14 protein-coding genes are annotated in these 15,876 nt (G+C 59.3%); 5 read left to right on the top strand and 9 right to left on the bottom strand.

The window, feature by feature from the left end; all coding sequences use genetic code 11:
• Nucleotides 1–30 precede the first annotated feature (30 nt).
• The 5 genes from MW046_RS04090 to MW046_RS04070 form a co-directional block, all read right to left on the bottom strand.
• Nucleotides 31–405, bottom strand: a complete 375-nt coding sequence (locus MW046_RS04090; protein WP_247994297.1) for a hypothetical protein — start codon at nucleotides 403–405, stop codon at nucleotides 31–33.
• Between the two features lie 131 nt (nucleotides 406–536).
• The gene (gene hisH, locus MW046_RS04085) at nucleotides 537–1,175 is read right to left on the bottom strand and encodes an imidazole glycerol phosphate synthase subunit HisH (protein ID WP_247994296.1); all 639 of its coding nucleotides are present in this window, start codon (nucleotides 1,173–1,175) and stop codon (nucleotides 537–539) included.
• A 39-nt stretch (nucleotides 1,176–1,214) separates the two neighbouring features.
• Nucleotides 1,215–1,808 carry a uracil-DNA glycosylase gene (locus MW046_RS04080; protein WP_247994295.1) on the bottom strand — a complete coding sequence of 198 codons (594 nt, stop codon included), beginning with the start codon at nucleotides 1,806–1,808 and terminating at the stop codon, nucleotides 1,215–1,217.
• A gap of 49 nt (nucleotides 1,809–1,857) precedes the next feature.
• Entirely contained in the window at nucleotides 1,858–2,409 is a 552-nt protein-coding gene (locus MW046_RS04075; protein WP_247994294.1) for an endonuclease dU, read from the bottom strand.
• Entirely contained in the window at nucleotides 2,406–2,576 is a 171-nt protein-coding gene (locus MW046_RS04070) for a DUF5786 family protein (protein WP_247994293.1), read from the bottom strand. The genes MW046_RS04075 and MW046_RS04070 overlap by 4 nt, the downstream gene beginning before the upstream one ends.
• Nucleotides 2,577–2,750: 174 nt before the next feature.
• Here MW046_RS04070 and MW046_RS04065 point away from each other — a divergent pair, with 174 nt between their 5' ends.
• Both MW046_RS04065 and MW046_RS04060 read left to right on the top strand, forming a co-directional pair.
• The gene (locus MW046_RS04065) at nucleotides 2,751–3,380 is read left to right on the top strand and encodes an MBL fold metallo-hydrolase (RefSeq protein WP_247994292.1); all 630 of its coding nucleotides are present in this window, start codon (nucleotides 2,751–2,753) and stop codon (nucleotides 3,378–3,380) included.
• 6 nt (nucleotides 3,381–3,386) lie between these two features.
• Nucleotides 3,387–4,205 (top strand): alpha/beta fold hydrolase, encoded by an 819-nt coding sequence (locus tag MW046_RS04060; protein ID WP_247994291.1) that lies wholly within the window; start codon nucleotides 3,387–3,389, stop codon nucleotides 4,203–4,205.
• A 1-nt stretch (nucleotide 4,206) separates the two neighbouring features.
• On the opposite strand, the gene MW046_RS04055 is transcribed toward MW046_RS04060, so the two are convergent.
• The 4 genes from MW046_RS04055 to MW046_RS04040 form a co-directional block, all read right to left on the bottom strand.
• A complete protein-coding gene (locus MW046_RS04055; protein WP_247994290.1) occupies nucleotides 4,207–5,052 on the bottom strand; it encodes a VOC family protein in 846 nt (281 codons plus the stop codon).
• Nucleotides 5,053–5,452: 400 nt separating this feature from the next.
• Nucleotides 5,453–10,402, bottom strand: a complete 4,950-nt coding sequence (locus MW046_RS04050; RefSeq protein ID WP_247994289.1) for a DNA polymerase II large subunit — start codon at nucleotides 10,400–10,402, stop codon at nucleotides 5,453–5,455.
• Nucleotides 10,399–10,821 carry a PPC domain-containing DNA-binding protein gene (locus MW046_RS04045; RefSeq protein WP_247994288.1) on the bottom strand — a complete coding sequence of 141 codons (423 nt, stop codon included), beginning with the start codon at nucleotides 10,819–10,821 and terminating at the stop codon, nucleotides 10,399–10,401. The genes MW046_RS04050 and MW046_RS04045 overlap by 4 nt, the downstream gene beginning before the upstream one ends.
• Nucleotides 10,822–10,896: 75 nt before the next feature.
• Entirely contained in the window at nucleotides 10,897–11,055 is a 159-nt protein-coding gene (locus MW046_RS04040; RefSeq protein WP_247994287.1) for a DUF7556 family protein, read from the bottom strand.
• A gap of 354 nt (nucleotides 11,056–11,409) precedes the next feature.
• On the opposite strand from MW046_RS04040, the gene MW046_RS04035 reads away from it, so the two are divergent.
• The 3 genes from MW046_RS04035 to MW046_RS04025 all read left to right on the top strand — a co-directional run bounded on the left by MW046_RS04035 (nucleotide 11,410) and on the right by MW046_RS04025 (nucleotide 15,876).
• Nucleotides 11,410–13,212, top strand: coding sequence for an ABC transporter substrate-binding protein (locus tag MW046_RS04035; RefSeq protein WP_247994286.1), 1,803 nt, complete (start codon nucleotides 11,410–11,412; stop codon nucleotides 13,210–13,212).
• A gap of 121 nt (nucleotides 13,213–13,333) precedes the next feature.
• Nucleotides 13,334–14,380, top strand: coding sequence for an ABC transporter permease (locus MW046_RS04030; RefSeq protein ID WP_247994285.1), 1,047 nt, complete (start codon nucleotides 13,334–13,336; stop codon nucleotides 14,378–14,380).
• Nucleotides 14,377–15,876 carry an ABC transporter permease gene (locus MW046_RS04025; protein ID WP_247994284.1) on the top strand — a complete coding sequence of 500 codons (1,500 nt, stop codon included), beginning with the start codon at nucleotides 14,377–14,379 and terminating at the stop codon, nucleotides 15,874–15,876. Before MW046_RS04030 ends, MW046_RS04025 begins: the two co-directional genes overlap by 4 nt.

The raw sequence follows: 15,876 nt of genomic DNA, 5'->3' as shown, positions 1-15,876 counted from the left end.
ACGACCGCCCGATGGGTCACCCAACTGTTCTCATTCGACTCGACTAATGTCGGTGTCGCCTGCCAGCAGCGTGTACTCCTGCAGTGTCGTTTCGAATTTGTCGCCGCCTTCAGTCCGTTTCTCTTCGGCTTCGTACGTGACCCACTGTGTCGTTCTGTCGTGTTGGACGTAGCTGTACATCCGGTACTCCGTGGGCGTTTCTAATACGAAATCGACGATCGCGGCTTCAGGCACCTCCTCGGGAATCGATCGACGTTGGATCTGTCCCTGTGTCACTCCCCAAACTCCCACGACGGTATCGTCGAGCGGGAGTGGATCGATCGCGTCAATCGGATCGAGATCAGTCTGGATCTCTGATCGTGTCACTGGCCGATCGGGCCATTCCGTTACTGGCCTCGGTGGCATATCCTACATATTTTTTCGCATTGTATTCACTCTTCGCTTTGCACCATAAAACGTGTAGTGAGGATGAGACGTCGAAAACGGCGTAGGTCATCGGTCAGCCGTGTTGACCGGAACGAACACACGGACAGTTCTCACGCCGAAGAATCACAAAGCTCCACGAAGTTTCGGAGGATTCGGAGTCCGGTTTTTCCGCTCTTTTCGGGATGGAACTGTGTTCCGAAGACGGTGTCGTCGTCAGTCGCAACGATGCTCGGGAACGCGTGGCCGTAGTCAGTGCTCGCCACTGAGGCGTGTTCGTCCTCGGGAGCAGCGTAATAGGAGTGAACGAAGTACGCATACTGGCCGTCGACACCGGCAACGATCGGGTGTTCACGTTCGACGGTCAGCTCGTTCCATCCCATGTGTGGCACCGTTTGGTCTCGACCGAACCGGACGTTTTTTCCGGGGATCAGATCGAGACCGTCCACATCTCCCTGTCCGACCTGTTCGGATTCTTCGCTTGCGGTGAGTAGCATCTGCATCCCGAGACAGATGCCGAACAGGGGGATGTCGTCGTCGACGGCTTCGATCAGGGCTTTGCGGAACGGTTTGGCGTTTTCCATCCCCTCGCTGAACGCCCCCACGCCGGGAAGCACGATCCCATCGGCGCGTGTGAGGGCGGCTGGATCGTGGCTCACTTCGACGTTCGCCCCCGCGCGTTGGAGTCCTCGCGTTACACTCCGGAGGTTTCCGAGTCCATAATCGACGACGACGATGTCCGCCTGGCTCATAGGATAGTTTTGACGAGCGCGAGTAAGTCCTTTACCGTCTCAGTACTCACTGAGTCGTGACTGGCCACCGACGCTGTGGCCCACGATCGAGATCGCCTCGTCTAACGCGCTCTCGAAGGCGTCCTGTTGGCTCGAATCGTACAGCGTCGCAGCGGGATGGACACAGATTACGACACGTCGAGCCGTCCCAGCGATCCGGTGTTCGACGACCGAGCCGGCTTCGTTGGTCACTGCGACATCACGTTCGAGAAGGTGCTGACTCGGCACCTTCCCGAGTGTGACGATCAGTTCAGGATCGACCTGTTCGATCTCCCGGTGTAAATGCACACGGCAGTTTTCGAGTTCGTTCGTGGTCGGATCGCGGTTATCCGGTGGGCGACAGCGGACACAGTTGGTGATCCGGATGTCACGCCGGGTGAGTCCGCGATCGCGCAGCGCCTCATCAAGCACGTCGCCCGAGCGTCCGACGAACGGTTCGCCTCGTTCGTCCTCGGTCGCACCCGGGCCTTCGCCCACGAACAGTATCGGTCCGCTCGTGGTGCCCGTTCCGTTGACGATCTGCGATCGAGACTCACACAGCTCGGGACACTGCTCACAGGCGCGGACGTCGATTCCATCGATACGCTGTTCCATAACTCGAAACCCGTCCGAACGCGACTACAAGGTTGTGTTCTCACCACGCTCAGAACTCATCGATCGCAGCGGCTGCGGTGTTGGCCACACGAAGCGGCTCCGGTCGTCCGCCTTCAGGAGTGAACGCCCGAACGACCCGCTCGGCTTCCGCGGTAGCGAGTCCGACAGCGCGGACGAACAGTTGCTCGTCGTTCACACTGATCTTCTGGCGGGGTGGTTGGCGGTTGTACCGATCAAGCCGCTCGGCAAGCGCCGAGGTTTCGAACGCGTCACGGAGCGCGGGCGCTAATCCGTCGCTTTGCTCGAACGAAACGGAAACAACGGGACGGTCGACGACGTCTTCGACCTCTCGGAGGTCGATGATGTTGTACCACGCTGGAGCGATCCCAGCCAGAAATACGTACTGTACGTCGGGTCGATCGATTCGACGCCAAAGATCCGTGATACGCGCAGTGCTGTCGGTTCCACCCACCGTGATGTGCCCGACTACCATCCCGTCGAACACGCGATCGGCGCGCACGACAGCGCCCACGACAGTGCTCTTTGTGGCTCCGTGAGTGTACGACTCAGCGACACCGAGTGCTCGCGTGCCTGCCTTCACTCTTTCATCTCCTGCAACCGATCTAACAGCTCATCGTTAGAAGCATCGAACTCGAATGAGACACTTCCCTCGTGGGAGTCCCCTGACGTAACGGTCTCATCTTCGTCAAAATCAGTGTCGATCTCACGATTCTCCTGTTCGGATTCATCGTAACTCCCAAAGCCCATACACAGCTTTCTAGGGAGTAGTCGTTGAAAAGCGTTGTCCGAGTTCAGAATAATATAGAACGAGTAATATTCCCTTCGATTTCACATCTTGCCGGTACCCGATGGTCGTTTATATCCGTCGGCTGGCAGGAGACGGTGAAGTAGGCTGAAGTGTGAGCATCGCTATCGACCGGTATGGACGTACACAACGTCACGGCAGGGTTCGAGACGTTCACCTCTAACGCGTATCTCGTCACTGGGGAGGTGACGACGCTCGTCGATGCCGGTGCAGTCGACGATGTCGTCACCGCTATCAAAGACCGAACGGACACCGTCGACCGGGTCGTTCTCACCCATCAACACGGCGATCACATCGGGGCACTCGACGCCGTGATGGACGCCTTCCAGCCCGACTGCTATGCTCATGCTGACCATCCTCGTCGGACACACGCCATCGCCGATGGGAACGACATCGAGATCGGTGGAGAAACGTTCGAGGTGGTGTACACGCCGGGCCACGCCGACGATCACGTCTCATTGGTGGGTGAAACCACGGTTTTCACCGGCGATGTGGTGGTCCACGACGACGGAGCGTTCGACGACGGCAGCTTCGGACGGACGGACATGCCCGGCCAGTCGCGCGATCGCCTCATCGATAGCATCGAGACGCTTCTCGATCGGCTTTCAGAACAGGATGACGCCGACGCGGACGGTATCACTCACATGTACTCGGGACACGGCGGTCCGTTCCACGGCGATGTCCGTACGGTCATCGAACGGGCGCTCGAACGGGCGAAACGGCGCGAACCCAAATATCCGGAGTAGCACCAGATGGGCAGTTCGGCGGTGGAGACGCTGGTGTTGCCTGATGGCCGGCGGTTGGCCTACGCCACGTATGGAGACGAGGATGGCGCGCCGCTGGTGTTCCACCACGGGATTCCCGGAACGTGCTTCCTCGGCTCGCTGTTCGAGAACGCCGCTCGTGAACAGGGCAGCTGGGTGATCGCGCCGACGAGACCGGGGTACGGTGAGTCCGATCCCCACGACACGACGCTCGAAACGTGGGCCACGGACTGTGAGGTGTTGGCCGACCACCTCTCACTCGATTCGTTCGCAGTTGCTGGGTTTTCCGGTGGGGGACCGTTCGCGCTGGCTGTCGCGGAGCAGTCCGACCGGGTGTCTGCTGTCGGACTAGTCGGGGCACTCGTACCGGAAAACGACGGTGGGTTGCTGGAAACGCTCTCACGGGTGTCGCCAGCGTTGGAAGCGACGTTGTGCGTGGTCAGGTGGGTCGCCCGCGTTCGCGGTCCCGAGTTCGTCCTCGGGCAGTTCACCGGAGAGACAGTCGATTCCTCGACAGCCAGCGCGGTGTCTCAGGATTTCCGGCGCGCGCTTGCGGGACGGCCGACAGGTGCGGTGCGAGAGAGCCGTCTGTTCGCAAACGAGTGGTCGCTGCCGGCTCCGGACGTTCCAGTTCGTGCGTGGCACGGCGTGGCCGACGAAAACGTCCGGATCGATCCGGTCAGGGCGGTGGCTGCCGATCGGTCCACTGTGACCCTCTCGGAGATCGACACCGATCACCTTGGGGCACTCCTGACCGTCCGCGAGGCGCTTCTCGATCTGGCTGTGACCGGAGTGGCGAACGAATAGATCACTCGGTGATCACTCTGAGATCGATTCCGTCCGGATCGGAAACTTCGATGCTGCCCTCTGTGGTGGTGAAGTGTCGTCCGCTCGCGTCCAAGCGCGACTGTACCGTGTCGAGCGTGTGCCGGTCGGGCACCACGAGTTCGAACCGATCTAAACCTCTACCCGTGTGTGGTTCCGTCCGTTCGTTCCACGTGTTGAGTCCGACGTGGTGATGGTAGTCGCCCGCAGCGACGAACAGCGCCGACTCATCGAACTGATCCCGGACACGGAAACCGAGATCATCGACGTAAAACGCCCGCGCGGCAGCGAGTGAAGAGCTTTCGAGATGCACGTGGCCGACGGTCGTGTCGGTGGGCACCGTCGGCTCCCGAGAGTGTTCTGGCAACGATTCGATGTCCAACGGTCGCGTCTCCATACCCACAGAGCCGTCCGCTGGGGTCGGCCACGCGTCTCGCGGCCGGTCACAGTACACTTCTACCCCGTTTCCCTCCGGATCGGTGGCGTATAACGCCTCGCTGACAAGATGATCAGACGCCCCGTCCAACTGCCACCGTTCGTGATCACGAATCCGGCCGAGTGTGGCGGCTAACGCCGTCCGTGACGGCACCCGAAACGCCACGTGGAACAGTCCCGTTTCGGTTCGTTCTCGCGGGGGAACGGACGGTGTAGCGTTCACCACCAACAGCGATTCGGTTTCCGTTCCCAAAACCGCTCGATCGGCGTCGTGGCGGTGGATCGTGAGACCGATGGTTGTCTCGTAGTACTCGACGGTTCGATCGAGATCACCGACACGAAGGAACACCCGACCGATGTGTGTAGAGCCTGAGAGCATCGCCTGGTTCGACATGTGGATGGTCTGTATAGTGATCTACGATGAAAAGCGTAACAGCCACGGCTTGGACCCAGACGGGAGACGTTTTCCACGATCCTTGCGACTGTGCTGGTTTCCCAGTTTCACGAAACCCGTTTTCACGAGATCCGCTACTTGGTCTTCTTTCTCATCCGCTGTCGCAGATGAGAACCGGACCGTTTCGGTTCTCCTTCGAGGCGTTCACCTCGTTCCCCTGTTATGGGGCCTTCGGTTTTGTCTCTCATCCGATCCAGTTCCGTACGAACTGGATCGAATCGTCTAGTGTATCCCCGTCGCTCCTACATCTTGATGCTAGTTAGCAATGAGCATAAGGCTTGCCGTTGCGAGAGAAAGTCCCCCTCTCGGCGACGATGAGACGGTCCCAAAGATCTATGGTTTACATGAAGTCTCCGAGTGTAGAGGGTTTGTTGTGATCGTTTTCGAAGATACTTTCGAGCTGTCGTTTGAGGATTTCGAGTCGTTGTTTAGTGTACTCTCGACAGCCGAACTCCTCTGCGACGCGGATCGCGGTGTCGAGATATTTGTTGACCGATCCTTCATGGACAGTGAGGTTCACGCGACCACCACACTCCCGACACTCGCCGGAGAGCGGCATCCGTCGGTATTTCCTATTACAGTCCAAACACCGGGTCTCTTGGCGGGCGAACGCACGGAGGTTTCCGATGAGATCCGGGAGAAAGTGGTATTCGATGATACGCTCTGCGACGTCGGTCTCATCGACCGCCCGGAGCTTTCGGGCGAGTTCCAATTGGGCATCCATCTTCTCCAGCATCGAGCCGAGCGTCTTATACGATGAGAGATCCGGACCGGCGGCGAGATCGGAGGTGTCGTGTGTGTGTTCGAAGCCCGAATACTGGTCGTCGGTTCCGAGTGTGTCCTCCGCGATCGTGATGTCGACCTCGTCGGCATCGGCCATTTCCCGAGTCGCTTCGTAGAAGTCGAGGGGATACGACGAAACGATGTCGACGTTGTGGGCTTCGTCGTCGATCTCCGTGGGATCGATTCGCGAGGACATTACTAGCGGTGCGTCCATGGAGTTGTGGGCGTACAGCCAGTTCGCGGTGAAGATCGGCTCACCGCCTACCTGTAGATCGTACAGGTAGCCGTCGTAGTCGACGCGTTCGATGTCGGTTACTTTGAGATACGAGAGATCGCCTTCGACGAGTGGACGGAGCTGATTCAACCGGGTCTCGGCCGTCGCCGACAGGTCGCGCCGATCAAGAGCGTCGACGATTTCTCGGAGCTTCGTCACGGGGATCGTGTCTCGGCGCGTGTACTTCCGAGGGATGAGTCGACCGATGTTCTGGACCATCTCACGGAGTTCGAGCAAGGCGTTCGGAACGGTGACCACGAGATCCTCCTCGGACTCGTCGCTGTCGGCTTGGGTCTCCCGAGTCGCGGAGAGGGTGTACGCTGGCTCGCTTGTGGGACGATGGGTGATGTCCGCGACCAATCCGAGCCGATGGAGTAGGAACACCAGCCCGTCTTTGACCGACTCGTTGCGCGCATGAAGATCGATCCGTGAATGAGACGTTTTCTCACATCCGCCGTGTTCACCAGCTATGTATCCGCGAAGGAACGACTGTACGATCTGGCGCTCGCCACGGAGGATACAGTCCGGAACGGTGAATCCGCCGCCGTCAGCGTCGGTATCCGCAAAGCCGAGATAGTCGAGCACATCGTCGAACACGGTCGGGAACTGCACGCGTTCGGTCTCAACGATCGGATCACATCCGAGTGTTCCCGTTGCGATCGTTATCACACGATCGAAGACGTCATCGTCCGCGAGCGAAAGCGCCGGTCGTTCTCGACGGGAGCCGTCAGCGATGAACAGTCCGAGCAGCCACGCGACTTTCTCGTCGACGGGAATGTACCGGTTGAGACCGCCCAATGCGTCCTTTCGGCCGATCTCCATGATAGTAGGAACGGATCGAGAGCCATGAGACGGGTCGTCGTCTGCTACCATCCCGAAGGGAAGGGTCTCCCGTTCTGTGGGTCGGTTCTCCTCGTCCGGATCGTCGATGAAGACGTGGGGTGTCTCCAGACAGTCGGTCACGTCGATGGTGGTTTCCGTTTCGTCGACTCCCAGCCGACGGGGTGCGAGGATCAGATCGCCGGTTTCGAGTTTCGCTCCGGAGACGGTCTCAATGCCGTCGTCGTACCGGAAGAGGCTGTGGTTGTCTGTGATCGTCAGCGATCGTCCGAACTGTGTTTCGACACGGAGCAGCTCTTCGTCCTCGACGCGGTACCGGATGGCCTTCTCGATCGGTTTGGGCGTCGCCTCGTAATGGTCGTCGAACGCGTACGTCGTCCATTCCTCCCCGAGACAGCTCTTTTTCTCGAACTTCCCGTCGTACTCGATCGGACAGTCCAGAGCTGTCCACAACTCCTCGATCGGGAGCGTTCGGAGTTTCCCTGTCGGACCGAAGGCGGTAAGACGGGTGTCCGCTGTCACACTCCCACCGCGTTTATCCGGCAGATACAGCTTGCTGAAGTTCAACAAGCCGTCCATCAACAACATCACGCAATCTTCGTCACCATCGCAGTTCCGTCTTTTTGCAGCGTGAAAATACGGATGCGCATACCCGACGGCGGCGTCGGTGAATCCGACGACGCGCCCGACGACCGCCGCCGAGGTGTGTGGTGCCATCCCGAACACTAGTTCACCCACCAGATCGTCGCGGTCGTCGACCTCATAAAACGGCTCCATCCCGTAGTAGCGTTTGAGGAGATCATCCACGAAATCAGCCGTTTTGAGCATGTGCTCGGCTGCACCACTGGAAAGAACGATGTCTTGGACTCGCAGTTCGATCAGCTGATCGTCGTGGCGCAACGGCTCGCCGTCGATGTCGGTTTCGTATCCCAGCTCGCGGAACTGCTCGACAGTGACGTCCAACTCGGCTGGCCGGACTGCCGTCACCGGGAGATCCGTCATGTCGTATCGGATCGTCCCGTCTTTGAACGCCGAAACGTCGTGTTTCGCGCGCAGGATACCCTTCTCCATCGGTTCGGGAACCTTCTGCTCGGAGGTGAGTCCTTTCACCCCTTTGAGGATCTCGAAGGCGTGTTCCCGCTCTCCGACGGCCGACAACGCCTCGTGGTACGTTTCATCCACGTCGATCGTCCGGTACTCGACGGGGGTGGCAAGCTCCTCACACCGGGGACATTCCGCCCGCCCGGACTCATCGGGTTCGACACGGATGTCACAATCACCACAGACGTACACCGGCTCGGTGATCCCACCACAGTCCGGACACCGGGCCGTAAACGTCGTCGTTCCACAGTCGACACACTCTCGGCGTGCGATCTCCAACTCGACTTCTCCTGTGGTCGATCGCATCGACTCCGTGTGAGCAGCCGCCTGTGCGACGTCCCGCTGGCTGCCACCAGCTTCACCGATCGGGAACAGCGTGTGAACCGCTGGGTTCAACTCGCGCTTTTCGGATTTCTCCGGGCGGCCCATCCGGTTACCAACGCGGGTCGGTGCGCGCTCCCGAACCGAGAACGGCGCAACCTCGTTTACAGCCTTGATGGCGTTGCTCCCGTCGCTTTCACCCCACGACCGAGCGGTCTCGGACAGATCGTTTAACGACCACATCCGTTCGAGATCCGCGGTCAGTCCGAGCGAGCGGACGAGTGCGCTCGCGTCGGGAATCACGATTTCGTCGTCGGTCGTATGCTCGACGAGCAGCGTTTCGAGCGCGATCCGAGTGGGCTTGGCTCGGGGGACGAACAGCGTGTCGTCAGTCTCGGAAATCCGTCCCTCTGAGACGGCATCGGCCAATTCGTCGAACTGCTCGACAGTGAGATCGTGCCACAAATACGTGTATTCGGGGTGAAGAGGGGCCTCGTATTCGGTGGCCCACCCTATCGCCCGTGTCACTGGGGGATCGGAGAGATCCACGTGCGGGTCATCCCGCAGGGCCTGTACGTCTGCCCCGGCACGATCGAACTCCTGAACCCACCATTCGACGGTGTAAGACGCTGGGGCGAGTGGATGGTTGTTCTCGACGAACTCCCCGTAGTTGACGAGATACTCCCCGAGATCGAGGATGGCTTCGACCCCGTTTCGGATCGACCGGGCTTCCTCGGGATCGTCGATGCGGCGCACTTCGCCGTTTGCCAGCCGAACCGTCGGTCCCTCGATCGTGTCGACGGGTACGACACCAGCAGCCTTCCCGGGGCGTTCCGTTTTGATCTGCGTACCGGTTGCGAGAAAATCATCGACCAGATGCATCGTCGCAGGATGGACGCCAGCGGTCGCAAAGCCGTGGTTGCGCGCCCGTCCGTACCGCAGCCGAAAGCCGCCAGTTCGGGAGGGGTGGGAAAAGACGGGCCGACCGGCGATGAGGTCACGGAGGAACTTCGTCGTCGATTCCGCTCGTGGAGGTCCCGATTCCGAGGCCGGTGTGTCTTCAACGACCGGCGCTTGGCTGTCGGCATCGGTGTCGCCATCTGTGTCGGATTCGGAGCTGTCTGTGGTGTCAGTACCGATCGTTCCCTCAATCAGATCGTCGAGCCACGGCCATTCAAGCTCCTCGAGCTGTCCGGTGTACCGCTTAATCTTCGGGGCCTTCTGCGCGATCCCCTCCCCGAGCACCAGACACATTCCACCTCGAGGGTTGTTCGTGTCGACGCGCTCCAAATCGCGGGTGGCGGATACCTCCGTTTCGCCCGTCGCCTCTCCATCGAGCATGATCGGACAGTGCTCAGCGATAAACGTCGTCTCCTTGTCTTTCGGTGAGTACTGTAGCCCCGTTTCGTTGTCGTACAGACCCAACTCTTCGGCGTAGCGTTCGATCTCATCGTCACGAGGCTTGTACCGATCCAACCCGAGCAGCGTTCGAGCGTAGTCCGCGACGAGCACGGACAGCGCTTGGGCGGTCCCGCCAGCGGAACGGATCGGACCGGCGTAGAACACCCGAACGAACCGGGAACCGTCGTCGTTTTCGAGCACTTCCACACGATCGATTCCCTCGATGGGTGCCGCCACGACACCCTCGGTGAGCAGCGCGACGGCGGTTCGCACCGCACCTTCGATCATTCCTGCCGTGGTTTCGTATTCACCGACCCGTCCCTCGGCGAAATCTTCGGCTAGCGTCAACGCGGCCTCTTCGCGGCTCATCTGCCCTTCGAGTTCTCGAACCCGTTGTGCGACCCCTTCGATACCGAGGATGTTCTCCACGCGGTCGGCCATGTCCTTGGCCACCGGGATCTCCACTTCCGTACTCGGATCTCCGCCGCGTTCTTTGGCCGAGCGGGCGACCGAAAACGCCTCGTCCAATCGATCTTCGATCTGCTCGAAATAGCGCTCCTCAGCGTTCACAGCTCCCAGAGATCCAAGTCCGTCGTCTCATCGCGCTGGCGAACCAACTCGGTGTCGAACTCCCGAACGTACAGCTCGCCCGCGTACGTCGTCGCCCAGTCGAGGTGTCCTGCAACCGTCCGTCCCTCGCTATCGGAAAGCGTCATGTGAGTGTGAGCAAACGGCTCGCCGTCGAGTTTGGAGATGTTTCCGACGCACGCGGTCACTTCCAGTGGCTCCTCGAACGTGATCGGACGATACTCTTGGGCGTCGTGATCGTAAAACAGTAGCTCCGCGTCCTGTACAGCACCCAAGCCATAAAAGAACGCTGCATCGATCCCGCGCTCGTCCGCAAACGTCTCGATCTGATCGCGCCAGTCCACACCGTGGTCCATTCGAGCGACGAACTCACGACTGCTTTCGACAGTCCGATAGTCCATACAGGGATCCCACGAACGATATCGGCAAAAAGGTTCCCGAACGATACGAACCGCAGGCTGGGCGATGGACCGTCCTTATCGCCACTCCTCGATCGTCGCCGCTTCTGCGGTCGGCATCTTCAGCCAGGCTCCGTCCCGACAAACGTCAGCAATGATGAGCTGATCGGAATCGACAGCCATCATCACCTCATGATCGACGCGTGTCTCCGACGCCGGGGCCGTATCTGGCACCATATCTGTCAGTTGTTTCCACACCGATATAAACGTGACGAAACTGAGAACGAGTGATTACACATTAGAAATAATACGTATATGGGTGGGTAATCGGCGGTGGACCGCAGCCCGTCCGAGTGAGACGCGGGGCGAAACCGATGCGTGAGTGAAACAGCGATTTCACTTATACTTGGATATTAGAGGTGTGGTTTATTAATGATGAAATGTGTATATGTGTGCCACGACCGGTGGTATATCCACCGTAATAGCCCCGACTGTCCGGAAATCGATCTCGGACCCCGTATCGGAACCACGATATGAACGTAGACGAATAACGGCAAATTTATCACCAAGGATCATTGAAGAGGTGATGGAATGACAGACAGTGAAGGACTCTCACGACGGGGGTTCCTCCAAGCGACGGGTGGTGCGGCTGCCGCGATGTCGTTGGCGGGATGTATCGGCGGTGACGACGGGGGCGACAACGGTGGATCCCAAACTCCCCAGAAAGGCGGGCGGTTGAACTTCGTCAACTCCACGATGGATGGGTTCGATCCGGTTGCCAGTGATGGCACCGCCTCCGGGCGGATCATCACGCAGGTGTTCGATCCGCTGGTGCACTACCCCGCCGGGACGGTCGAGGTCGAGTCCCTGCTCGCGGAGAACTACGAGACCAGCGACGACAACACGGTGTACACGTTCACGCTCAAAGACGCCACGTTCCACAACGGGGATCCGGTGACGGCAAAGGACGTGGTGTACTCTTTCGAGCGGGTCGCTGGCTCGCCCCACTCAGTTCGGTCGGATTTCATCCTCAGTTCGATCGGTGTCACCCACGAGACCGATTCGGACGGCAACTACGAACCGGGGACGTTGGGTGTAAAGGCGGTCGACGAGAAGACGGTAGAGGTAACGCTCGAACAGCCGTTCCACTCCACGCTCGAAGTGCTGGCCTACGCCGCGTTCGCGATCGTTCCTCAGGGCATCGTCGGCTCTTTGGAGGAGGAAGGCACATCGGACGAGCCGTCCGATCAGTACACCGAGTTCACCGAGACGAATCCGATCGGTGCCGGTCCGTTCAAGTTCGATCACTGGAACAAACAGGAAGAGGCCGAAGTCGTCCGATATGAGGACTACCACGGCCAGACCGCCTACGTCGACGGTGTTCACTGGGCGGTGATTGAGGACGATTCGGCCATGCTCAACTACGCGATGGAGGGTAACGCCGACATCTTCAACATTCCCACCTCGGAGTTCGATCCCGGTGGCGTTTCGGTCGACAACACCGATGACAAGAAACGCGAAACGGGAACGTACAAACACACCAACGGCGAGGAGTTCGACTACCTGAAAGTGCCGGAGGTCGCCACGCGTTACATCGCGTTCAACGTCTCGAACGTTCCAAAACCCGTCCGGCAGGCGATCGCGTACCTCTTCAACACGGAGTCGTACGTGAAGCAGGTGTACAAGAACCGCCGGATTCCGGCGTACCACCTCACCCCATCGCTCGTCTACCCCGGCGGGCCGGACGCGGCGGACACACACGTCCAAGAGAACTATCCCTACAGCCCCGGCAAAAACGACGCAGAAGGTGCGAAAAAGGTGATGGAGGAGGCCGGATACGGCGAGAACAACCGCTACCAGCTGGACTTCACCCACTACCAATCGAAGGAGTTCTCGGACCTTGCGAAGAACCTCCAGCAGCGGGCTGGACAGGCGTACATCGACATATCGGCTCAGGCGGCCGACTTCCAGACGCTCCAACAGCGCGGCGAGAACGGGACGAACGAGCTGTACTCGCTGGGGTGGATCGCCGACTGGCCTCGACCGGACAACTTCCTGAAGCTGCTGTACCCGCCGAACACCCATACAGGTGATCCGGCAGCGTACACGTATCTCGACTGGGGCCGTGACTCGACGACTGAAGCGTCCGAAAAGGCGGCCAACGCGTTCGAAAAGATCCAGAACAACCTCGGGCCGTCCGATAAGGAACGGAAAACCCGAGAGGAAGCGTACATCCAGATGGAAGAAGCCAACTGGGAGGACGCGGTGCTCATTCCGACCAACGCCATCGCCACCGAGTACTTCAGCTACCAGAACGTCCATATTGAAGATAAGTTCGGCGGAATGGGCGTTTCACGGAGCATGTACAACACGATCTGGAAAGAGCAGGAGTAATCGGTTAATACGGTTGTTTTTCGCTGTGTCAGCGATAAGCCAAAGGAAAGAGATATTTGCCTCAAATAGAAACGCAAAGTATGTCATCAATACATCAATACAGAACGAACGGTGAGCGCCCATGAGCCGGTGGCAGTATTTCTTCCGGCGACTAGTTCTCTCCGTACCGGTGGTGTTTTTCGCCATGTCACTCGTGTTCCTCGTGATCCGGGCCGGTCCGAGGGACCCAGTTGCGGCAGCGCTCGGACAGAACCAGAACCCGGAGATCGCCCATCGGATGAGAGTCCAATTGGGGATAATCAATCCTGATGGGACACCGGTGCCGCTATGGGAACAGTACATCGACTTCATGGCCGGTCTCGTGACGTTCAGTTTCGGCCAAACGTGGGTGATCAATCGGGGCGCGGCAGTGCTTGATCTGATCATTGCGCGTGCACCGATCACGATTTGGCTCGGCTTCTGGTCGGTATTGATCGCGTTGCTCATCGGGATCCCGCTGGGATTTTACGCTGGATTGCGCCCGAACACCTTCCCTGATTATTTCGCCTCGTTCGGAGGAATCGTCTGGCGAGCGATGCCGAACTTCTGGCTCGCCATCATCCTTTCGAGCGTGCTCGTCAGCTCGGAGGGATTGACTGAAGACCTGATCGGCGTTCCACTCTCGTGGAGTAACTTCCTCGTCGAGACGGATGTGATCGGAACAGCGAGTCTTGCGAACCTCGGTGATCCGACGGCGTTGATCGCCGCGACCAAATGGATCTTACCGCCAGCGATCGTGCTGGGATCGGCCTCGATGGGTAACGAGATGCGAATCGGCCGGACCGCCGTGCTCGAAACTATCAACTCCGACTACGTCGAAACCGCCCGTGCCAAGGGACTGGGCCGTCGGATGATCGTCTGGAAACACGTGTTCCGCAACGCGTTGATCCCGCTGGTGCCAGTCATTTCGAGCGAGGCGTTCGTGCTGATCGGTGGATCGGTGCTCGTAGAAACCGTCTTCGCGATCAACGGGCTGGGGAAGCTTACGTTCGATGCAGTCAAACAAGGTGACCTCGCGCTCGCGGGTGGACTGTTGTTCGTCTTCGCAATCTTCCTTCAGGTCGTGAACATCCTTCAAGATCTGTTGTACACGCTGATCGATCCACGAATCGGGTATGATCAATCATGAGTGAAACTGCTACTACTGAACTGCCGTTCAGAGAACGACTCCGGGAAAATCCTCGTCCAGCGCTGCTCTGGGTGGGTGTGTTAGGTGTACTGCTCGCGCTCGAAATCGGAGCGATCACCTCGGTGGCCATCACAGTCATGTCAGGACTTGCTGGCGCTGTCGCCAGTGCTGTGGCCATGGTGGTGGGCGGGCCGGTGGTGCCCTCGATCGGTGGGGCTATCGACGGTGCGCTCACGAGTGCGGCTCACGTGGCCGATGGACTGCCGACGCTGTTGTCCCGTGACGTGATCCCCAATCAAGGGTATCAGACGCCGGATGGCACGTGGCATGGGACGTTCCTCGGTCTGGAGCCCAAATATGCGTGGCTGCTTCGAGTCGTGATGGTGTACGCCTACATGTTCGCCTTGTTGTGGTGGTGCTGGCGGGGCTACCGTCTCTACGTCCGCCACTATCGGTTTGCGGATTGGACTCCCCGAGACGACATGGTTGACAGGCTTCGAACCCATCGGTGGGGTCAGTTCGGGTTTGTCGTGGTGTTGCTGTTCGTCGGCATGGCGTTGTTCGCGCCGACGGTCAGCCCGACCCCAGCCGACCAGAACATCTACCATACGAGTCAGTATGAGGTCCAATACTACGACGCCGACAGCGAGAGCGTCGAGACGATAGCGGTGCTCGATGCGAACCTCGACACCGCTTCCCGAGGAGCGGGAACGACCAACATCGGTCCGTGGCAGTACGATCAGTACGATCGGTTCCATCCCTTTGGCACGATGCCTAATCCTGGACAGGATCTCTTTACCTTCATGGCGTACGGTGCTCGGATCTCGCTGGCCATCGGTCTCATCGCCATCGGGGTGAGCGTCGTGTTGGCTGGCGGCTTTGCGATGCTCACCGCCTATTATAAGGGATTGGTCGATCTGTCGGTGGTGTTCGTCAGCGACTCGATCCAGTCGCTACCGGGGATCCTATTGTTGCTCCTCGTCGTGGCGGTGTTCCAGAGTCACTGGCTCTGGGAGATCTACAACGGCGGGCTGTTGCTCGCGCTCGCCTTCGGCGTGGTGTACTGGCCGGGGCTGTGGCGAGCGGTCCGTGGTCCGGCGCTTCAGGTGGCCGAACAAGAGTGGGTCGATGCCGCAAAGAGCTACGGACAACGATCGATGACGACGATGCGAAAGCACATGCTGCCGTATCTCCTGAGCTATCTCCTGATTTACGGATCGATGTCGCTCGGCGGCGTCATCATCGGCATAGCGGGACTGTCGTTCTTAGGACTGGGTATCGATCCACCCACTCCGGAGTGGGGACGAGCTATCGATACGGGACAGGACTACGTTACGACTCCTGCCTGGCACATCTCACTCCTCCCCGGCATCCTCATCGTAATCGTCGTTACGGGGTTCAACGCGCTGGGTGATGGGATCCGGGACGCGATGGATCCCGAAAGCGAGGGTGAAGATGCAAGTGCCGGTGCGACCGCCACCGGTGGAGGTGCATAA

The sequence above is a fragment of the Halocatena salina genome, assembly GCF_023115355.1.
In the GTDB taxonomy this organism is placed as follows: Archaea; Halobacteriota; Halobacteria; order Halobacteriales; family Haloarculaceae; genus Halocatena; species Halocatena salina.
The sequence above is the reverse complement of the archived record's forward strand: the minus strand, read 5'-3'. Positions and strand labels throughout refer to the sequence as shown.